Origin of the sequence: Collimonas rhizosphaerae, assembly GCF_038896935.1 — a bacterium.
Lineage (GTDB): Bacteria > Pseudomonadota > Gammaproteobacteria > Burkholderiales > Burkholderiaceae_D > Collimonas > Collimonas rhizosphaerae.
In genome coordinates, this window is record NZ_JBANDC010000003.1 from 359,876 (window position 1) to 377,886 (window position 18,011).

An 18,011-nucleotide genomic window follows, 5' to 3' on the forward strand; every position below is an offset into this window, starting at 1 on the left:
TTCAATCAGGCCGCGGCGGTTTTGGATGCGGCATGTGCAGGTGGTCGGGATGCCGGTCCAGCAATTGGTCGATGCCGGCGCCCGGATCTTCGCTGCCGTCTTCCTGGATCGCCACCTGGCGCTCGCGCGCGCTGTCGTCGGCCAGGTCGCGCTTGCGCTGCCAGTTCACCGCTACCAGCCCGCCCACGCCCAGCACCGCCAGGCAAGCCGCGGGAACCAGCATCGGCGTGACATTGCTGTGCGTGAGCTTGCCCACGTAAGGCATCAGGTTCTGCCCGAAAAACCCGCCCAGGTTGCCGATTGAATTGATCGCCGCGATGCTGGCGGCAGCCCGCGCGCCTTGGAAAAATTTCGGCGGCAAGGACCAGAAACAGGGATACAGCAAGGTGATGCAAGCGCCGCCAATGACCAAGGCGCCGAAACGCAGCGTGTTGGAATCGAGCAGCGCACTCGAGGTAAAGCACAGCAAACCCAGCAAGCCGATGACGGCGATCGCCTTGAACACCACCCGGTCATGGCGCAGCTTGCCCGGCAGCCACAGCAACAGCAGCACCGCCAGCCCCCACGGCATCATGTTCAGCAAGCCGTTGATGGTGGAGCTGACGCCGAAGCCCTTCACCAAGGTCGGCAGCCAGTAAGTGACGCCATACAGCGAAGTCGACATCAGCATGTAGGTGGCGGCAAACAGCAGCACGCGCAAGTCCCATAGCGCCGCCAGCGGATTGCCGCGGGTGACGTTAGCCGGCGTATCGCGTTGCATCATGTCGTTCAGCTTGGCTTTCTGCGATGCAGACAGAAATTTGGCTTCATCGATGGAGCCCGGCAGATACACCATCACCACCAGCGTCAGCAGCACAGCCGGCGCACCGGTCGCAATAAAGACCCACTGCCAGCCGGCCAGCCCGAGCGTGCCGTTCAGGTTCAGCAGCAAGCCGCCGACCAGGGCGCCCAGCATGTTGGCCAGGGCGCTGCCCAACGTAAATATCCCCAGCACCCGGGTGCGGTATATCTGGGGGAACCACAGCGTCAGGTAATAGATCACGCCAGGATAAAATCCGGCTTCGGCCACGCCCAGCATGAAGCGCAGCACATAAAACATCGGCAGCGAACTGGTGAAACCCAGCAGTATGGTCACCGCGCCCCAGGTAAACATGATGCGCGCCAGCCAGACCCGCGCGCCGTATTTATGCAAGGCCAGGGTGCTGGGGATCTCGAACAGCAGGTAGCCGATGAAAAACAGGGACGCGCCGAGACCGTAGGCCGCCTCGCTCATGCCCAGCGCATGCACCATTTCCAGCTTGGCGAAACCGACGTTCTGACGGTCGATGAAAGACACCAGGAACATCACGATCAGCAATGGCATCAGGCGCCATGCCACTTTTTTCATCAACTGGTCTTCAGACAGCTCGGTTTGTGACTGCACGTTGGGCCTCCCTATGTTTTAGTATTTTGCAAAAAATGATGAAAGCATCGGTAAAAATCCGGAAAATTCAATGATCCCAGTGGCGCCGCCACACCGGCGCCACTTTCGGATCGGCTTGCACCCTCTCGACCAAGGCGAAGAAAGCGGGCCGCACCCGCGCCAGGTGCGGCCGCGCGCCCGCCCACTTGGAAACCACGGCAGCCATCAGGTCGAGCAGGCCGAGCGAGGCGCCGTTCAAGAATGGCGATGCTGGATAAGTGTCGGCGAAAATTTCCCAATAACTGTGCAGGCGCGCACGCGTGCCTTCCCGGATTTGTTCTTTCACGGCATCGTCGGCATTGGCGCACCAGCGCTCAGGGAAGTCGATCACGCCGATCGCGGCGTAACAGTTGGCGGCGATATACACCAGGCCCCTGATGGCCTGCGCGCGCTGGGTTTCAGCGGCAGGCAGCAGCCCGGCCGCGGGATGGGCCAGGCCGAGATGGAGCAGGATCGCCGCGCTTTCAGTCAGGATGCTGCCATCCGGCAGCTGCAAGGTGGGAATCTGCCTGAGGGGGTTCAGCTGCTGCAGCTCGTCGAGCGCCGAGCCAGGCTCCCAGGAAGCTGCCTCGACCAGCCGGTAAGGCAGTCCGGCCAGTTCCAGCGCCAGCTCCACCACGGCGGAGCCGGAGCCCTTGAAGCCATACAATGTATACATGTGCCCTGCCCGATCCATCTTTTGGAAGATAAATTCTAACAGGGAGTGGCGCCTTGCAGTAGCGCCTTGTCAGGCGTTATCCGTCAAGCCCATGGCGTGCCGCACGCGTCCGCACAGCTCTTCGGGCGAGCGCGAGATGATTTCTTCCGGCACCAGGAATTTCTTGATCAAACGCTTGTAGCTCTCGAAACCGTAGGAAACCATGAAAGGATGCATGCCGGAGCCGATTGCGGCCAGGTAATCCTTGTGCTCGTCGCCGGCGATATAGGCGCGCGCGGGATTGATGTCGAGGCGCTCGCGGATGGCGCGGAATTCCTGCATCTTTTCCAGGTGCAGCGGAATGTGGGCAAAAAAATCGAGCGCATCGAGATCGATGTCATGGCGCCGGAACAGCAGCCGCAGCGTCTCTTCCGGTTCATTCGTCATGTTGCGCGTCACCAGGCCGACCGCGATGTCCGGCGCGGCGATCAGGCTGCGCACCAGGTCCGCGATGCCCGGATACAGTTTGGCCTCTTCCCGGTAAACCTCGGTCAGGGTGGCGATCAGCTGCTTGCGGCTCTGCTTGCCGATCTGTTTTTTCAGGTTGGAGGGAAACTCTTTCAATCCGCCCAGGTATTTGAACAGGCGGCGGCGCTTCTGGAATCTTTCCTCATCGCCGATCTCCATGCCGTGGCGGGAAAACGTCTTGTCGATGGCGTTGTAGGCATCGATAGTGGTGCCGTCCGCATCGAGGATGATTAATCGTTTGCTATTGTTGTACATGGTTTATCCGTCAAGGAAAGCGATCGCAGCGAGGCGGCGGCCGCTCTGAGCGCCGGTTGCAAGGCCTCAACTTATAGCAGTCTTATGACAGGACGATGACTTCGACGAGAGCGCTGTTGCCGGCGCCCGCGGAAATCAATGGAATGCAACGATGAATTCTGCCCCGGGGCGCTGGTCGTGCTTGACCAGCAAGCGCCAGCCGTGGGCATGCGAAATTTCCCTGCAGATCGACAGCCCCAGGCCGGCGCCTTCATCGCGCCGGTTCGGGCCGCGCCAGAAACGCTTGAACAGCAATGGCACGTGGTCCGCGGCAATGCCCTCGCCACGGTCGCGCACCGAAATCTGCTCCGGCGTGACCGTGACGACAGCGCTGGCGCCGGCCGGCGAATGATGGAGGGCGTTTTCCAGCAGGTTCTTGACCAGTACAAACAGCGCGCCGCTGTCGGCCAGCAGCAATACCTGCCGAGCCGGCGAATGCAGGACGATGCGCACGCCCAGCCGGTCCGCCAGCCGTTCCAGGTGCTCGACCGCGCTGACCGCGACTTCACCAGCGTCGAGCTGTTCGAACACAAAATTTTTCTGGTCGCTCACTTCAGCCAGGTGCAGCAACTGGTGCACCTGGCGCGCCATGCGGTCGACATCCTTCAAGAGCAGCGTGCGGTCAGCCATGCCATCGAGTTCGATCTGCCCGCGGATCAGGGCCAAAGGGGTCTTCAATTCATGCGCAACCGTCGCCAGGAATTCCTGCTGCAGCCGATAGCCACGCTCCAGCCGGTCCAGCGCCTTGTTGAATGCGTCTATCAGCGGCACCAGCTCTTGCGGCACGTCCACCGTAGACAGGCGCGAGCCCAGGCGGTTGAATTCAATCTTGCTGGCGGCATCCGACGCCACACGCAGCGGGCGCAGCGCGCGGTTGAATGTGCCCCACACGACACCGGTAAATACCAGGATGGCGACAATCACCGCGACCCCGGCGGCCATCATGAAACTGGCGCTGTCGCTGCCCATGATGGCCTGGTGCATGCGTTCGCTCCGCGCCACCTGGATATAGTAGGTCTTATCGTTGCGGAAAACGGCTTGCGTAAATACATGCAATGTCAATCCTGAGCGCCGCACGACCAAGCCGCTCTCGGTTGCGGTTTTGGGATCGAAACGCGTGCCTTTGGCAAACAGGGGGATGCCGGCGCCGTCGGAGGCGGCCAGCACCGCGCCCTTGTCATCCAGGATGCGGTAGATGGAGTCGTCTTTCAACGCTTCATACAGCAGCTGCATTTTGGAATTCAGCTCGACCCCGGTCAGTTTGCCCGCGGCGTCGAAGCGCATCTTTTCCTTGATCTTGTCGACATGCCTGAGCATCTCCTGCTTCAGCAATATCTCGGGCTCCCACTGGAATACCGCAGCCAGGCCCGCGGACACCAGCAAGGTGATGACCACCATCGTAGCCGCGGCAGAGACAATCAGTTTTTTCGACAAGCTATAGCGCATTGGGCAGTTCCTGCAATGCAAACCCGTAAGCCCTGACGTTGGCGATCTCCACGGTGGAATCGATCGCCAGCAGTTTTCGCCGCAGCCGGTGCAAGGCGACATCCAGCGCGTTAGGGGTGACCGCATCGCCCACGCCCCAGGCCGCCATTTCCAAGGCGGTGCGGCGCACCGGCTGCCCGCCTGCGCGCACCAGGCTCAGCATCAGCTGCAGCTCCGAAGGCGCCAGCGACACCGAATCGTCGCCGTTGCGCATGCAGCTCGTTTCCGGCAGCACCTGCAAGCCGAGATAGGCTGGAACCAGGCTTTGCAGTTGCGGCGGACGCCGCATCAGGGCACGCACCCTGGCCACCAGTTCCTGCATCGAAAACGGCTTCGGCAGATAGTCGTCGGCGCCGGCCTCCAGGCCGGCCACCCGGTCATGCAAGGCATCGAGCGCGGTCAGCATCAGGCATGGCGCCAGCACGCCCTTGCTCCGCAGCTTGCGCACCAGGTCAAGCCCGTCGCCGTCCGGCAAGCCGCGGTCGATCACCAGCGCCGCATAGGGAATGCGGGTAAAGCCGTCGGCCGCGTGGTCGATGCGGCCATAGATATCGACTTCGATGCCGACCCCCGCCATCGCCTGGCGAATCAGCTGCGCCATCCGCTCGTGGTCTTCCAGCAGGCCGATCCGGTTCATGGTTGGTATTTAGTGTAGTGTTTCGCGACTAGAATTTATAAAGGTAGCCTACCCGCACGCTCACCGCCGACGACTTGTCGACCAGCGGGCTGTCCTTGATGCCGGTGCCGCGCTGCAGGTCGCCGACGTCAAGCATGATCATCTGGTTGCGTGTGAGCGGATAGTCCGCGCGCACGCCAAACTCGATGTTGGCCGTCGATTTGCCAGTATAAGCCGGGCGGCCGGCGATCGCTTCGCTGGCCTTGACGCCGTAATAATAATTGACGTACTTGCTGTCCATCCAGGTCGTGCTCAGGTGCGGCGTCAGCTGAAACGCGCCCATCGCGAACGAATGCTCGGCGCCGAGTTTCACCGTGTTGCCCTTGGTGCTGCCGGCAGTCAGCCATTCCAGCGACAACTTCGCGTAGGGATTGTCCCAAGTGCCCGCAACGCCGCCCCAGGCACTGCCCTTGCGTTCGTCCATGCCGCGCAATGCCTCCGAATCGCTGCTTTTGTAGCCGTCGTTCAATGCATATTTGGCACGCAATGTGAAACTGAACTGGTCGACCGATCCCAGCTTGAAATCAAGCGTATTGCCGAAGAAATGGATCCAGCGATTTTCATACAGCACCAGCGGCAAGACCGAGACATGATTGCTGACGCCGCGATAGGGCCGGCTTTCAGAACCAAGGCCGATGCCCAACCCCCATTGGGACGCGTCGGCGGAATGCGGTTCTTCGGCCAGGACCGGATCGGCATGACTCAAACCTGCCGCGGCGCTGAAAGCCGTCCCGATTATCGCTGCCAGCGCTAGCCGGCAGGAAAACTTGAAATGATGCATGTTGACCCCACAAGATGATTGAACGAATGACTGCTGCCGACAAGCATGTTCAGCCATAAGCTCTTACCACTTACTTACTGGAGTCTTTAAACCGGGAATATTTGGCTGGACTTGCGGCGATTGGCGGGTGCGTTTCTTTGTTGACAACGAGCTTAACCGCCGCGCCGCGCAGCCCGCTCCTTGCGCAATAGGCGCACGCTGTGCAGCGCCGTCAGCAGCACCGCGCACCAGATCGGGATATAGGTGGCCAGCTGTCCCGGCGCCATCGACTCGCCGAGAAAAACGATGGCGACGCCGACCAGCAATACCGGCTCGACGTAACCGAGGATGCCGAACAAGGCCATCGGCAGCAGCCGGCTGGCGCCCAGGTAAGCGCCGAGCGCCACCGTGCTCAGCAGGCCCATCCCCGGCAGCAGGAACAGCCACATGTCCGGCCGGTAGGCAACCACGGCCCAGGAATCGCGCAGGTACAGCATGACAGCCGCCACCGGCAGCAGCAACGCCATCTCCAACGCGAACGCCACCACCGGATCGGCATTAATCTTGCGGCGCAGGATAAAGTAAGGCGGATAGCCAAGCGCCACCACCAGGGTCGGCCAGGCGAAGCTGCGCGTCAGCCACAGTTCGTGCAGCACGCCGACCACGGCACAGGCAACCGCCAGCCATTGGAAAACATCCAGCCGTTCGTGATAATAAAAACGGCCGACCAGCACCATGGTCAAGGGCAGCAGGAAATATCCCAGCGAGACTTCCAGCGCACGGCCGTGCAAGGGCGCCCACAGGAAAATCCAGATCTGGACGCCAAGCAGCGCCGCCACTATCGCCAGGGCGGCGCAGGTCAAGGGTTCGCGCGCCAGGCGCTGCAGCAAGGCGCGCGCCTGCGGCAGGCGCTGGCGCAGGACCAGCAGGGCCAGCGCGCCAGGCAAGGTCCACACCACGCGCCAGGCGAAGATGTCGAGGCCGTCGAGCGGCGCCAGCAGCCTGGTGTAGCCGGACAACAAGGCAAACAGCATCGAGGCGCAGACCGACAGGCCGATGCCGCGCCCTATTTCATGTTGGCTCATTGGGCCGACCGCACCTCGGCAGGCATCACGCCAGCGCTTCCTTGGCGGCTTGTTCCGGCGTCAGGCCGTCATAAAACTGGTCGGTAAACCATTCCACCTGTTCTTCGATATGCTCTTGCGCCTGTTCCAGGGTCGCGCCGCCGGCCACCAGGAAACCTTCGACTTCAATGCACCAGTTAATCAGCGCCAATGTTTCCGGGTCCAGCTCTTCATTCTTCTTTGCCATCATTTTTCCTGTGTAAACGTCGTGTCGTGGCAGTTTGCCAATGCTGCCGCATGCCAGCCTCGGCCTGCGCGGCAAACCTGCGCCGCCGGTATTCTACCCGCCTCCGCGCCGGCCAGGATATGGATTGCCGAATCGGCGCTCACGACGCGGCATGGCTCCAGCTGCCGTCGATCCTGATTTCGCTTTTCACGGAGCGCGCCAGGAAACACTCTTCGTGCGCCTGGTGGTGCAAATGGCGCAGCACGGCGTCGTCCGGGATCTTGGCGCCGGAAAAGGCCACCGCCGGCGCCAGCTCCACCAGCGCGATCCAGCTCTTGCCATCCGCCGCCCGCTCCATATGTCCCTTGGCCTGGTCGACATAACGCTCGACCAGGTAGCCGGCGCTGCGCGCGATGTCCAGGAACCACAGCATGTGGCAGCTCGACAAGGAGGCCACGAACGCCTCTTCCGGATCGACATTGGCCGGATTCGACAAAGGCGCCCTGACCACATGCGGCGAACTCGATGCCGGCACCACGGCGCCGCCGTCGAAATGCCAACTGTGGGCGCGGCTGTAACGGTTATCGGTGAATACGGCATCCGCGCGTTCCCACGCGATAGTGGCGACATGGATCGACATGGCATTTCCTTCAGGTTTGGATTGACAAGTTTCTGCGCGCACGATGATACCGAAAATTTTCCGATGCCGTGGGCGGCTCGCTCGTATCGGCGCGCATTGCCGAAGCCGGGCCGGCGTCACTCGTCGCCGCGCTTCCTGAAAGCCAGCCAGCCGGCCACCGCAGTGAAGCTAGCGACAATGCCGGCGATGATCCAGAATCCTTGAGGATCCTGCCCCAGCGGGATGCCGCCTACATTCATGCCAAGCAGGCCGGCGATGATGTTGATCGGCAGCGCCAGCACCGTGACGATGGTCAGCACGAACAGGCTGCGGTTATTGCCCTCATTGACGCGCGCCGCGATTTCTTCCTGCAGCAGCTTGATGCGTTCCTGCAGCGTGGCGATTTCGTGCAGCGCCATCGAAAATTCTTCCGTGGCGTGGCGCAGCTCTTGCGAATCGATGTCGGCCACCCAGTTCGGCGGCCGCTGCAGCAGGCGGAACAAGGCTGCCGGCTCCGGCGCCAGCAGGCGCTGCAGACGCACCAGCACGCGCCGCAGCTCGCCCAGGTTGGCGCGTTTCTGGTTCTGCTTGCCGGCCAGCAGGGTGTCTTCTATGCCGTCGACCCGCTGGATGGCGTCGCGCACGATCTTCGACAGCACCTCAGCCTGGTCGCGCAGCAGATGGGTAAGCAGCTCGATCGAAGAACGGATCGGCTCACCGTTCTTCACCGCGTTGCGCAAGCGGTCGACCGCCTTCAGCGGCTTCAGCCGGGCGCTGATCACAACCTGCCGGTCGACATTCAGGAACAGCGTGGAAATGTCCGCCGGATCGAATGAAAAATCGTGCAGCACATCGTTGACCACCGCGATCAGCATATTGTCGACCAGTTCGATGCGGGTCGAGCGCTGGCCTTCGTGCAGGGTTGCGTAGAATTCGTCGCCCAGCGCGGCATGCTTCCTCAACCACTTTTCGCTGGCGGTATTGGCCAGGTTAAGGTGCAGCCAGATGAACTGGCCGGGATGCTGCTCGCGTGCAGCCAGCCACTCCTCCGCCTGTTTCGACTCGATTGGCCGGCCTTGCGCGTCGGCGTCGAATAAAAAACCGCATACCAGGCCGGTCTGGTCCGAGCCGTAAGGCAGTGTCACGGTCTGCATCGCTTCTCCCATCAACCCAAACGCACAGTTTAGCGCAGGCGGTCGATTCGCATGCATGCCCATCAGGCAAAAACCAGGTCCTAATAAATTCCGGGAATCAGCCGCGAGGTGCGAGCACGGTAGGCATCGTACTCGGCGCCGAACTGGCTGCGCAGCAGCGCTTCCTCGGCGCGCATGCGGGCCAGCAGCGGCGCCAGCATGAGGGCGGTGAGCAGTACGCCGAGCCCGGAACGGAAAACCAGGGACCAGCCCAGCGCATTCACCAGCAGGCCCAGGTAACTGGGATGGCGGATAACGCTGTAGATGCCGCCGGTGACCAGCTCATGCCCCGGCTGGATCGCCACCAGGCCGCTGAAGCGGCGTCCCAGGATGAAAACCGGCCACAGCCTCAGCACGCCGCCGGCGATGAACAGGATAACGCCGGTCCAGCGCAGCGCATCGCCGCCGAAGGTCCAGAAGCCGATGCGGTCGGAATACGCCGGCAGGTAAGCCTGCAGCAGCCCGATCAGCCCGACGGCGGGAATGATCCAGCGGTTGCCGCGGTCCTCGCGCTCGCCGGAACTCAGGTTGGCGCTGGTGAAGAGCGCCGCGCCGGCCAGCGCCATGAATGCGGCGGCGGTGACAAGCAAGGCCGGCCGCGAGAAAAAGGCGGCAAATCCGCCCTCGCCGAAGATGGCGAGCCAAAGGTAGGCAAGGCTCGACACCATAGTGAAGATCGCCAGTCTGGGTGTGAGCTGCATGAGCGCCTCCCTGAAGTGAACCTTCTTCATTATAGCGACGTGCGGCCTTGCCCGAGCCTGTCCCGCACTGCCAGGATCAGCAGCACCGGCAGCGCCAGCGAAGCCAGGTTCCACAGGCGCAGACTCATCCACGTCCTTTCATCATTTGATCAAATGCCAACAAAAACCCGGCGAACGGGAATTGTTGCCCTGCGTAATTGCGCACGAAATCGTTACCTGAATGATGTTAATTTTGAATGTTTTTATTGTAGGAAAAAACCCACAAATATCGTCATTCCCAGGATTTTTACCTAACAATTTTTAACAAACCATTGTTTTTTTTGAAAACTAAATTAGCATACGAACAATTGTAAAAAATTAATCAAATCAATGACCTAGGACCCGGAACAAGCACCCGGCCGCGGTAGTGTCGCGACCCGTAATATTGGAAGGCAAGTACAGTGAGAACCAAGGATCTTAGTACATTACAAACGTTTTTCTGTTTCGTCGCTATCTCCCCCGGCATCTGGTATTTCTTCTGCGACGGCATCGAAGTGATGGCAAGGCAGAATACGCGCGCCATCGACAGGAACGTGGCGTTCCAGACCGTCGCCCAATATCACAAAGCCAAACGCAACGGCCTGGCAAAAGTCGCCTGCGCCCAGGCAGGCGCGGCATCGACCTCGTTCCTGCGGGCGAACGATGAAAAAGACTATGAGGTGTGGAAAAACACCGAGCGATCGGAGTGCAAGATCGCCGGCATAGAAATGGCGTCGAAATAGCGCGAAAACCAAGATGCGCGATTACACGCTTCGCGGGTTCGACGGGCAAGTTGTCAAATTCATGGTTGGCTCGGCGGCGGGCTGTCAGCGAAAGACGGCGTCTCCTGTACCGGAAATGCGGCAGGCAACGACGGCATGGAAATCAGATTGCTTAATCCCGCCCGCTCGACTGCGGAAATCATCGATTGGTAACCTTCGGCGCTGTCACGGCACAGCAGCACGACGGAAAAACCTGTATCAGCCGGATCGCCAGGGGCCCGGACCTCAGCTTCGCCGCCCATCGCACGGATTCGCGCAACGATTGCCTGCGCGCGCCGTTCGGAAGCGAATACGGCTCCGACATATTCAATTTGCGGGACGTGCGGCGGCCCCGCTTCCACACTGGCACTGGGCGATTGAGCGCTGCCGCCCGCCCCTGGCTCGACTGCCCTCACCTGGTAAATATTGCCGCCGTCACGCATCAGGACCAGGCCGCGCTCATGCAGAGAGTTCTCGAAGAGAGAGAAAAACTGGCTGGAACCCAGCGGACCTGACGACGCAAGACTGATCGTCCCGTGCACATTCTGAGCCAGACGAATCGTCTTCCCCGAATACTGGCTGGCCAGACGCACCGCATCGGGCAATCCGATATCCCGCCAGATCACATACAGCAGATCATCGGAAAGAACCGCAGTCACATGCGAAAACAACAGGATAGCTAACAGGCATGTTATGGATTTTTTTTGTATTGATATCTGGCACATATGCTCAAACGAGTGCAGCACCATCGATTCTGCATTTGGCAAACGCAGAATCGATGGCCGCGTTCACGGAAAAATCAAGCCGGCAGAATCTAGAAAGGCGACATCGAGGATGGAAAGGACACGAAAGCCTGGCTGCAGTCGATTGCCTGCTGGCCGTCTTTCGGCGCCGTGGCCACCGTCACGTTATTCGCTGCGGACGGTGCGATCGCAAAGTTGACCGGACCAGGCCCGACAGTAAACTGTGTGTTCGACGGCGGCGTCGGGCCACCGTTGTGCGGGCTGTTCGATATCTTCGGCGTGGAATCGAACATGACGTTATCCAAGGTAATCTTCAGCGGATTGACCGTGCCGTTGAAAGCATAGCCGTTGAAGGTGAGCGTGCCGCCGCCATACTTTGCGCTGCCGAGGTAATGGAAGCCGTTGACCGCGATGTCGTGGAAATCCGGCGCCAGGGTGTGATTGCCGACGCTGTAGTAAGGATCGAATATCATCGGCTCCTTGACGTTGCGCATGCAGATCTGCCGATAGCTGATGTTCTTCACCGTGCCGCCGCGGCCGTCGTCCGACTTGATCCGTATGCCGACGCTGTTTTGAGAATCCTGGCCATCGATCGACAGATCACGCATCTCGATGCCGTCGACACCCGAATTCGTCTCGCTGCCGATCGACATGCCATGGCCATAATAGAAGTGGCTGTGGACAATCCGGTGCGAGAGAGCCGGCGCCGATCCGCTCGCCTTGATCGCGATATTGTCATCGCCGCCGCTGAAATAAGAATAGGCGATCAGCACATTGCTGGATTGGCCGGGATCGATCCCGTCGGTATTTTTCGTGGTTTCCGGCGTGAAGCAAGTGCTTGGCGAAGTAGCGGGCGTTGTCGGATCCGGGCTGCTCCCGGCCGGACAGGCATACCCCGGCCTGGAGTAAGCCAGGGTCGGGGTCAGGATTTTCACTCCCCAGGCGGTAAAACCGCTTACCGTATTAGGCACCACATGGAATGCCGGCGCATTCTGGACGGTAATACGGTACAGCGTGAAATTGCTGCCGCCAAAGACCTGGATCAGGCGCGGATTGTTCTGGTTCTTGCCCGTCGACTTGTTCAGCATAGCGACGTCCCACCAAGTCATTGTGCCCGCGTTGGCGCCGGACGTTAATACGCTGCCGCCGCGGCCGTCGATGATGCCGTCGCCTGCTACGCCGCTATTTTGTGTCTTGCTGGCGGTGATCAAGGCATTGCAGGACTTGCCGTCACCGGCAGCGGTACCGCAATTGCCGTCGCCGGTATCGAAATCGGCCGGACTGCGCGACGCGAACAAGGTCACTCCCTGATCCACCCAGAGGGTGACGCCGCTAGCCAGGATCAACGGCCCGGAAAGAAATGCATTCTGGCCGCTGCTGCCGGTAGTCAGCTTGACCGCCTGCCCGGCAGGGCAGCGGGAGATTTCTTTTTGAATCCGCGCGGTATCCGGATTGGAATTGCTCGGGCTGGCGTCGACAGAGGCAGGCAACAGGCCGCCCGCCTGGGTAAGGCTCGCGACCAGGGTGGCGCACACGGTTCCAGGAAGCTGCGGCTCGGGCGGGAGCGCCGCATCCACTGTTGAAGAAACACCATTCGATCCGGTTGATGTACCGCCTGTTCCGGTTGACGTGCCGCCTGTTCCGGTTGACGTGCCGCCTGTTCCGGTTGACGTGCCGCCTGTTCCGGTTGACGTGCCGCCCGTTCCGGTTGACGTGCCGCCCGTTCCGGTTGATGTATTGCCAGTACCTGATGAGGTAGTGCCGGTCGCCGTTGTGCTACCGCTTGAACTGGAATTCTCCCCGGCGCTATCGCCACCGCCGCACGCGCTCAAAGCCATGCCAGTCAAAATTGATACACACAGCAGTTTCATAAAACCAGGCATCGCATTTTCCAAAAAAATCAAGATAACCGGAACATCAACTTTTTCCATCCGGTAAAAAGGGATTCAACATTTACATCGGGACGCGGCCGCCCTGGTCAGAAAGGCAAGAATTCCGTCTTTGAGGCGTCCCTGCGGCTTCCCATGGAAACTATGTGTTTGCAAATCCATTCGTACTGCGCCTGGATCTCGCCAAGCAGGCTGGTATACCGCGCCTCAATTTCCCGAAGCAGCTGGCCTGCCCTCTCCCGCACGGAATTTTCCAGATCTCCATGGTTTTCCAGCGCGTCGAAAATAGCGTCGGCGAGCCTGTCATAAAAATGGAATTGATACTGGCTGCCGCAAATACGCTCCCACTCTTCACGAAAAATCGCGTCGAAAGTCAGGCTCTCCACGAATCGCGCGGCGCTGGTCGTTTCATCCAGGTCGAAAGAACGTAGTATTTGCGCCAGCGACAAGGCGTCGTCGTCTGAAATTTTCTGTCCCATGTGGTCTACTCCATCGATCCCGACAAAACGCGATAATTCGCAAGGTTCACAATCCGCTACACAATCCGCGACACAATCCGTTATCAAGCTGAAAATTCCGGCGCCGGCTGCCTGCGACGCCAGGATAATTTCCTGGCGCCGATAATGAACAATGCGAAAGAATGTTTCAATCAGGCAATCCTGAATTTCGGGTAAGCATTTCCTCCAATCCCGGCATCGCCAGCCAGCTGGCATATCTCAAAAAACCAACGCCATGGGCGGCAAATGCTTGCGCCAATCGATCTCCACGGCAATGACGGTTTCATGGTCGGCGTAAGGAATTCCCTACAAGGCGCTTCCCGGATCCCGCGCAAATATCAAGATCCCCTGATAGCCTGGCCCCTGCACATTGCTTACCCTTGCGGCAAGTTCACCGGTCCAAGGGCATGTCTTGCACGACACTGTCCCTGCAGAAAACCGGAGCTAACGATCTAGCGCATCTTCAAGGGGAAAACCATGCCGTATCCGCCGACAGAAAATATTCAGGCATTCGCCCGGAATGCCATCCATCGATATGGTTGCAGCGATGCGTAAGACTGTCTTTATTTCTGTCAAACACCTCGCTGAAAAAGAACTGTTGCGGTATGAACTCATGATGCCGATCGCGAATGAAAAGACTGTATTCCGCTGGCTTCCGTCCGACTCCAGGGTTGCCTCGGTAGCGCTGCTCGACCCGTCCGTCTTCAATCCCCTGGAGACGCTGCCGGCCAACTGCATCTGCATCTGGGTTGCGGCATCCCCCGATCATCCTGCCGGCAAAGGCGACATGACCTTGCCGGCCAAGTTCCGCCTGTCGGACCTGATCAATGTACTGGACCGGGCGGCCTTGCGGATACTCGACATGAAGACCGGGACAAGCGGCATGGACGATGCGTCCGATCCCCTCTCCCAAAGAACCTATCGCATCTCCAGGTGGATCAGCCTGGAGCACGATTTTTCGGCTGTCAATTTCCAGAAAATCCTTGCGGTCATGACCAAACAATCCGTCGACTGGCGGTGGCTCCTCGTATACGGCGGCTTGTCGGAACGCGACGCCTATCTGTTTCTTGATGAACTGAGAAAGAAAGAAGTGCTGGTCGAACGAAGCAAGCTGCCGGCCGCCCAAGAACCGGCCCAGCAGTTCCACCCTGAGCAGAAGGAAAGCGGCGTCGGATTATTTGTCAAGAAAATCAACCAGTGGCTGGGCCGGACCCGTTCGCAAGAGCTGGAGACGACCCGCTAGTGAGCATACTGAGAATTGTCCTCCTGGGGCCGATGGGCATAGGCAAAACGACAGCCATCCGCTCTTTGTGCGGAGACCTGATGGTCGATTGCGATGTCCCCAACATGGATCCTGCCTCTTCAGCCAAGACCAGCACGACCGTAGGCGCCGATTTCGGCGTGGTAGAGCTGGATGGCGGCGAACAGCTGCATATCTACGGCAGCCCGGGACAGGACCGTTTCGACTTCATGCGCGGCTGGCTGCTCTCCATGGCAATCGGCGTCATCGTCATGATCGACGCCAATGACGCAGATGCCATCCACACGGCAAAGCAATATCTGCGCACCGTCTTTTCCGTTTCCGAAACCATGCCATGCATGCTGCTGCTGGCGCGCCCGGTCAGCATCGAGGACAGCAACCGGTTTGCGTCGGAACTGACCAGTGCACTGGGCATGGCGGTCCCGATGATGACTGCAGACGTACGCGAAAAATCACAGATGCTGGATGCGCTGGACGTATTTTCATCGCTGCTGACAACAACATGACTTCGCATGGAAATCAAAGCCAATCTTGCTTCTGCATCAATCACGGGCCATCACGTATTCAACCAGATCGGCTTGTCGCGGAACGGCATCATCACTGTAGTCATGACTACGCTCGATGGACAGGAAATCGCGATCCACGACCCAGGGCGAAAATTCCACGCATCGCCGCCGCTGGCCGGCCGGCGGCGACGCGTCTGTTCCATCCAACGCCGCTATCTACATACATAAGGGAAAAACATGAGCAACATGACTGTTATCGTTGAGGCACTGCTGGACATCGATGGCGCGCTGGCCGCGGCAATCGTCGACAGCAACAGCGGGATGATCCTGGGATCCGGCGGTTCGGGCGTCGACCTGGAACTGGCGGCGGCCGGCAATACCGAGGTGGTGCGCGCCAAGCTGAAGACCATGAAAAGCCTCGGCCTGCAGGACACCATCGAAGATATCCTGATTACCCTCGGCAAGCAGTACCACATCCTGCGGCCGATAGACAAGCACGAGGGCCTGTTCATCTATGTGGTCCTCGACAAGAGCAAATCCAACCTGGCGCTGGCCCGCCGCAAGGTGCTGGATGCGGAGCAGGCGCTGGTCATGTAATTGCGCCCGGGCGGCGTGTCCGCAGGCCGCCGCCCGCATCGCCGTGCGGGCGGCGCATCCAGGCAGCTCAATCCCCGATTTTATCGGTAGGGTAAAGAATCGAATCGCGCAGCAGATATCCCATCGGCATGCTCATGCTCTTGCCTTGCGGCGGGACGGGGTTCATGAACCATTTGTTGTAGATCTTCCGGAAACCGCCGTCATTCTGCATGCCCGCCATTTCCCGGTCGACCACAGCCTTGAACTCGGCATCGTCCTTGGCCAGCATGATGGCGTAAGGCTCTACCGACAGCGCATCGCCGACGATCGCGAATGCTTCGGGATGCTGCATGTTTGCACGCAAGCCGTACAAGATGACGTCGTCCATCACGAACGCAGCTGCCTGCCCTTTTTCAAGCATGCCGAACGATTCGGCATGGTCATTGCCTTCGACCAGTTTCAAGGCCAGCGCCCTTATCTTGTTCCTGTCGTTCAATAACTTGACCGTAGTTGTCCCCTTGGTCGTCACCACTTCTTTTCCGCGCAAATCTATCCAGTTCCTGATCCCTGAATCGGTGCGGACCGCCATCCGTACCCCGGCAAAAAAATGCGGAATGGTAAACGCCACCTGCTTGCGCCGTTCGGCATTGTTGGTGGTGGTGCCGCATTCCAGGTCGGCCTTGCCGCTTGTGATGGCGGCGATGCGGGTGGAAGGCGTCACCGCCAGGTAGTTCACCTTCAATTGCGGCAGTTTCAATTCTTGCCGTATGCCCTCGACGATTCTGGAGCACAGGTCGATAGTGAAGCCGATCGGTTTTTTATCCGCATCGAGATAAGAGAACGGCGCCGTAGTTTCCCGGTAGGCAATCGTGATCGCCTGGGTATCCCGGATTTTCGCCAGCGTGGCGCCGGCAATTGCCGGCGGGGGCAACAACGCCGGCAGCAGCAGCATCGCTCCAAGCATCGCATGTCCAGGCCGAAGAAAAACATCAATATGCATTGAACCACCTTGTCATTGGGAGAGGAGGATGCGAAATCTTCGGAAAACGCATTGGCAGCCATCGTGCCGAACCCAGGATAATCAGAGTCTGGCCAAGGGCATATCAGGAGATCCTGATCTTCATGTAGGGATAAGAACTTCGGACTGGACGTCAGATGGGAACCCGCGGCGCCGGCCGCCTGCCTATGCCGGATCGCGGCGCGCACCGGCCTTTCGCGGGGAAGATTCGCGGACCCTGCCGAGAGCCAGGCCGCCATAGACAAGAAAAGCGCCTATCCCGACGAGACACAATGCGCTCAACAAAACCAGGTCCGCACTCCACGCCTCTCTATGCAGACGACATGCAATGAGAACCGCCAGGGTTGCTCCTGCCGATCCGCCCAGGATGCTGCCTATCGCCAGATCACTTGTTTTCATGTGACTGTTTTGCGATCGTATGCATTGCCATATATCGTTAGCCTTGGAATTTTCCATTTTTTATCCGTCGGTTTTCCTGTTCTTGCTGCTTATCCAGGCGGGTTATTCAGTTCCGGCCCGATATGGAACTCCAGGTCCTGGTACGAATTCACATCCGTTCCTCCCAGCCTGGCGGGCATGAAACGCGTACCCCGCAACATCCTTTCTATCCGTTCCAGCGCTTGCTGGTCGTCGGCCAGCGCTTGCAATGTATCGACGCCGGTCACCACGCCGCTGGCGTCGATATACAGGCGTATGCGGATCGGCAATCCGGAAACGGCAACGTCCGCCAGCAGGTCAGGATCGGGCGCACTGTACGGCAACGCATCCTTGTCTACCTCCTGCGGCCCGTAATATGTCGGCTCCGGCAACCGGTATGCCGTCTGTTCGTCAACGACGCCGGCCTGGAACGGTTTGGCGGACTGCTGTTCCCCGTATGCCGGCTTTGGCGCGGTTGACGCAATTCGCGCCACACCAGGCGCCGCCGCGATAACTTGCACATCTACGCCTGTCTCTTGCCCCGCATCCGTCGCGACGATTCCTGCAGCATCCGCAGCATGCCGCCACAGCATCAGCACGCAGACATGCAGCGCCAAGGAAACTCCGGCGCCAAGCAACCGGCGCATATCGGGTTTCACGCCGCGTGTTTCCCTTGCATA

The 18,011-nt window shown here is 59.7% G+C and carries 23 protein-coding genes; 6 read left to right on the forward strand and 17 right to left on the reverse strand.

Going from position 1 to position 18,011, the window contains the following annotated elements; translation table 11 throughout:
- Position 1 precedes the first annotated feature (1 nt).
- The 12 genes from V8G57_RS06130 to V8G57_RS06185 form a co-directional block, all read right to left on the reverse strand.
- The gene (locus tag V8G57_RS06130; RefSeq protein ID WP_342828639.1) at positions 2 to 1,387 is read right to left on the reverse strand and encodes an MFS transporter; all 1,386 of its coding nucleotides are present in this window, start codon (positions 1,385 to 1,387) and stop codon (positions 2 to 4) included.
- A 103-nt stretch (positions 1,388 to 1,490) separates the two neighbouring features.
- Positions 1,491 to 2,120: a glutathione S-transferase family protein gene (locus V8G57_RS06135; RefSeq protein ID WP_342828592.1), complete on the reverse strand. Its 630-nt coding sequence runs from the start codon at positions 2,118 to 2,120 to the stop codon at positions 1,491 to 1,493.
- A gap of 69 nt (positions 2,121 to 2,189) precedes the next feature.
- Complete coding sequence (locus V8G57_RS06140; protein ID WP_342828593.1) at positions 2,190 to 2,882, reverse strand: HAD family hydrolase; 693 nt, start codon at positions 2,880 to 2,882, stop codon at positions 2,190 to 2,192.
- 135 nt (positions 2,883 to 3,017) lie between these two features.
- The gene (locus V8G57_RS06145) at positions 3,018 to 4,367 is read right to left on the reverse strand and encodes a sensor histidine kinase (protein ID WP_342828594.1); all 1,350 of its coding nucleotides are present in this window, start codon (positions 4,365 to 4,367) and stop codon (positions 3,018 to 3,020) included.
- Positions 4,357 to 5,043 (reverse strand): response regulator transcription factor, encoded by a 687-nt coding sequence (locus V8G57_RS06150; protein ID WP_342828596.1) that lies wholly within the window; start codon positions 5,041 to 5,043, stop codon positions 4,357 to 4,359. The genes V8G57_RS06145 and V8G57_RS06150 overlap by 11 nt, the downstream gene beginning before the upstream one ends.
- 28 nt (positions 5,044 to 5,071) lie before the next feature.
- Positions 5,072 to 5,863: a MipA/OmpV family protein gene (locus V8G57_RS06155; RefSeq protein ID WP_342828598.1), complete on the reverse strand. Its 792-nt coding sequence runs from the start codon at positions 5,861 to 5,863 to the stop codon at positions 5,072 to 5,074.
- 152 nt (positions 5,864 to 6,015) lie between these two features.
- Positions 6,016 to 6,927 (reverse strand): EamA family transporter RarD, encoded by a 912-nt coding sequence (gene rarD / locus V8G57_RS06160; RefSeq protein WP_092401391.1) that lies wholly within the window; start codon positions 6,925 to 6,927, stop codon positions 6,016 to 6,018.
- A gap of 25 nt (positions 6,928 to 6,952) precedes the next feature.
- The gene (locus V8G57_RS06165; protein ID WP_041742042.1) at positions 6,953 to 7,153 is read right to left on the reverse strand and encodes a hypothetical protein; all 201 of its coding nucleotides are present in this window, start codon (positions 7,151 to 7,153) and stop codon (positions 6,953 to 6,955) included.
- 139 nt (positions 7,154 to 7,292) lie between these two features.
- Positions 7,293 to 7,772, reverse strand: coding sequence for an OsmC family protein (locus V8G57_RS06170; protein ID WP_342828599.1), 480 nt, complete (start codon positions 7,770 to 7,772; stop codon positions 7,293 to 7,295).
- Positions 7,773 to 7,888: 116 nt separating this feature from the next.
- Positions 7,889 to 8,905: a transporter gene (locus V8G57_RS06175; RefSeq protein ID WP_342828600.1), complete on the reverse strand. Its 1,017-nt coding sequence runs from the start codon at positions 8,903 to 8,905 to the stop codon at positions 7,889 to 7,891.
- A gap of 80 nt (positions 8,906 to 8,985) precedes the next feature.
- A complete protein-coding gene (locus tag V8G57_RS06180; protein ID WP_342828601.1) occupies positions 8,986 to 9,645 on the reverse strand; it encodes a methyltransferase family protein in 660 nt (219 codons plus the stop codon).
- 29 nt (positions 9,646 to 9,674) lie between these two features.
- Positions 9,675 to 9,773 (reverse strand): sodium/glutamate symporter, encoded by a 99-nt coding sequence (locus tag V8G57_RS06185; RefSeq protein ID WP_217647639.1) that lies wholly within the window; start codon positions 9,771 to 9,773, stop codon positions 9,675 to 9,677.
- A 312-nt stretch (positions 9,774 to 10,085) separates the two neighbouring features.
- On the opposite strand from V8G57_RS06185, the gene V8G57_RS06190 reads away from it, so the two are divergent.
- Entirely contained in the window at positions 10,086 to 10,406 is a 321-nt protein-coding gene (locus V8G57_RS06190; RefSeq protein ID WP_342828602.1) for a hypothetical protein, read from the forward strand.
- A gap of 59 nt (positions 10,407 to 10,465) precedes the next feature.
- On the opposite strand, the gene V8G57_RS06195 is transcribed toward V8G57_RS06190, so the two are convergent.
- Positions 10,466 to 11,173 carry a hypothetical protein gene (locus V8G57_RS06195; RefSeq protein ID WP_342828603.1) on the reverse strand — a complete coding sequence of 236 codons (708 nt, stop codon included), beginning with the start codon at positions 11,171 to 11,173 and terminating at the stop codon, positions 10,466 to 10,468.
- A gap of 65 nt (positions 11,174 to 11,238) precedes the next feature.
- The gene (locus V8G57_RS06200; protein ID WP_342828604.1) at positions 11,239 to 12,702 is read right to left on the reverse strand and encodes a glycoside hydrolase family 28 protein; all 1,464 of its coding nucleotides are present in this window, start codon (positions 12,700 to 12,702) and stop codon (positions 11,239 to 11,241) included.
- Here V8G57_RS06200 and V8G57_RS06205 point away from each other — a divergent pair.
- Positions 12,692 to 13,105: a hypothetical protein gene (locus tag V8G57_RS06205; RefSeq protein ID WP_342828606.1), complete on the forward strand. Its 414-nt coding sequence runs from the start codon at positions 12,692 to 12,694 to the stop codon at positions 13,103 to 13,105. The genes V8G57_RS06200 and V8G57_RS06205 overlap by 11 nt on opposite strands.
- A gap of 40 nt (positions 13,106 to 13,145) precedes the next feature.
- Here V8G57_RS06205 and V8G57_RS06210 read toward each other — a convergent pair whose 3' ends face one another.
- Positions 13,146 to 13,535 carry a hypothetical protein gene (locus V8G57_RS06210; RefSeq protein WP_342828607.1) on the reverse strand — a complete coding sequence of 130 codons (390 nt, stop codon included), beginning with the start codon at positions 13,533 to 13,535 and terminating at the stop codon, positions 13,146 to 13,148.
- 631 nt (positions 13,536 to 14,166) lie between these two features.
- On the opposite strand from V8G57_RS06210, the gene V8G57_RS06215 reads away from it, so the two are divergent.
- Genes V8G57_RS06215 through V8G57_RS06230 form a run of 4 tightly spaced genes read left to right on the forward strand, consistent with a single transcriptional unit; the run spans position 14,167 to position 15,917 of the window.
- Complete coding sequence (locus V8G57_RS06215; RefSeq protein WP_342828608.1) at positions 14,167 to 14,796, forward strand: hypothetical protein; 630 nt, start codon at positions 14,167 to 14,169, stop codon at positions 14,794 to 14,796.
- A complete protein-coding gene (locus V8G57_RS06220; protein ID WP_342828609.1) occupies positions 14,796 to 15,320 on the forward strand; it encodes a GTP-binding protein in 525 nt (174 codons plus the stop codon). The genes V8G57_RS06215 and V8G57_RS06220 overlap by 1 nt, the downstream gene beginning before the upstream one ends.
- Before the next feature lie 6 nt (positions 15,321 to 15,326).
- A complete protein-coding gene (locus V8G57_RS06225) occupies positions 15,327 to 15,548 on the forward strand; it encodes a hypothetical protein (protein WP_342828610.1) in 222 nt (73 codons plus the stop codon).
- A gap of 9 nt (positions 15,549 to 15,557) precedes the next feature.
- Positions 15,558 to 15,917 (forward strand): hypothetical protein, encoded by a 360-nt coding sequence (locus V8G57_RS06230; protein WP_342828611.1) that lies wholly within the window; start codon positions 15,558 to 15,560, stop codon positions 15,915 to 15,917.
- A gap of 67 nt (positions 15,918 to 15,984) precedes the next feature.
- Here V8G57_RS06230 and V8G57_RS06235 read toward each other — a convergent pair whose 3' ends face one another.
- Together V8G57_RS06235 and V8G57_RS06240 are read right to left on the reverse strand one after the other, a co-directional pair.
- On the reverse strand, positions 15,985 to 16,860 hold the full coding sequence (locus tag V8G57_RS06235) for an amino acid ABC transporter substrate-binding protein (RefSeq protein ID WP_342828612.1): 876 nt from the start codon (positions 16,858 to 16,860) through the stop codon (positions 15,985 to 15,987).
- A 542-nt stretch (positions 16,861 to 17,402) separates the two neighbouring features.
- Entirely contained in the window at positions 17,403 to 17,990 is a 588-nt protein-coding gene (locus V8G57_RS06240) for a hypothetical protein (protein ID WP_342828613.1), read from the reverse strand.
- Positions 17,991 to 18,011 lie beyond the last annotated feature (21 nt).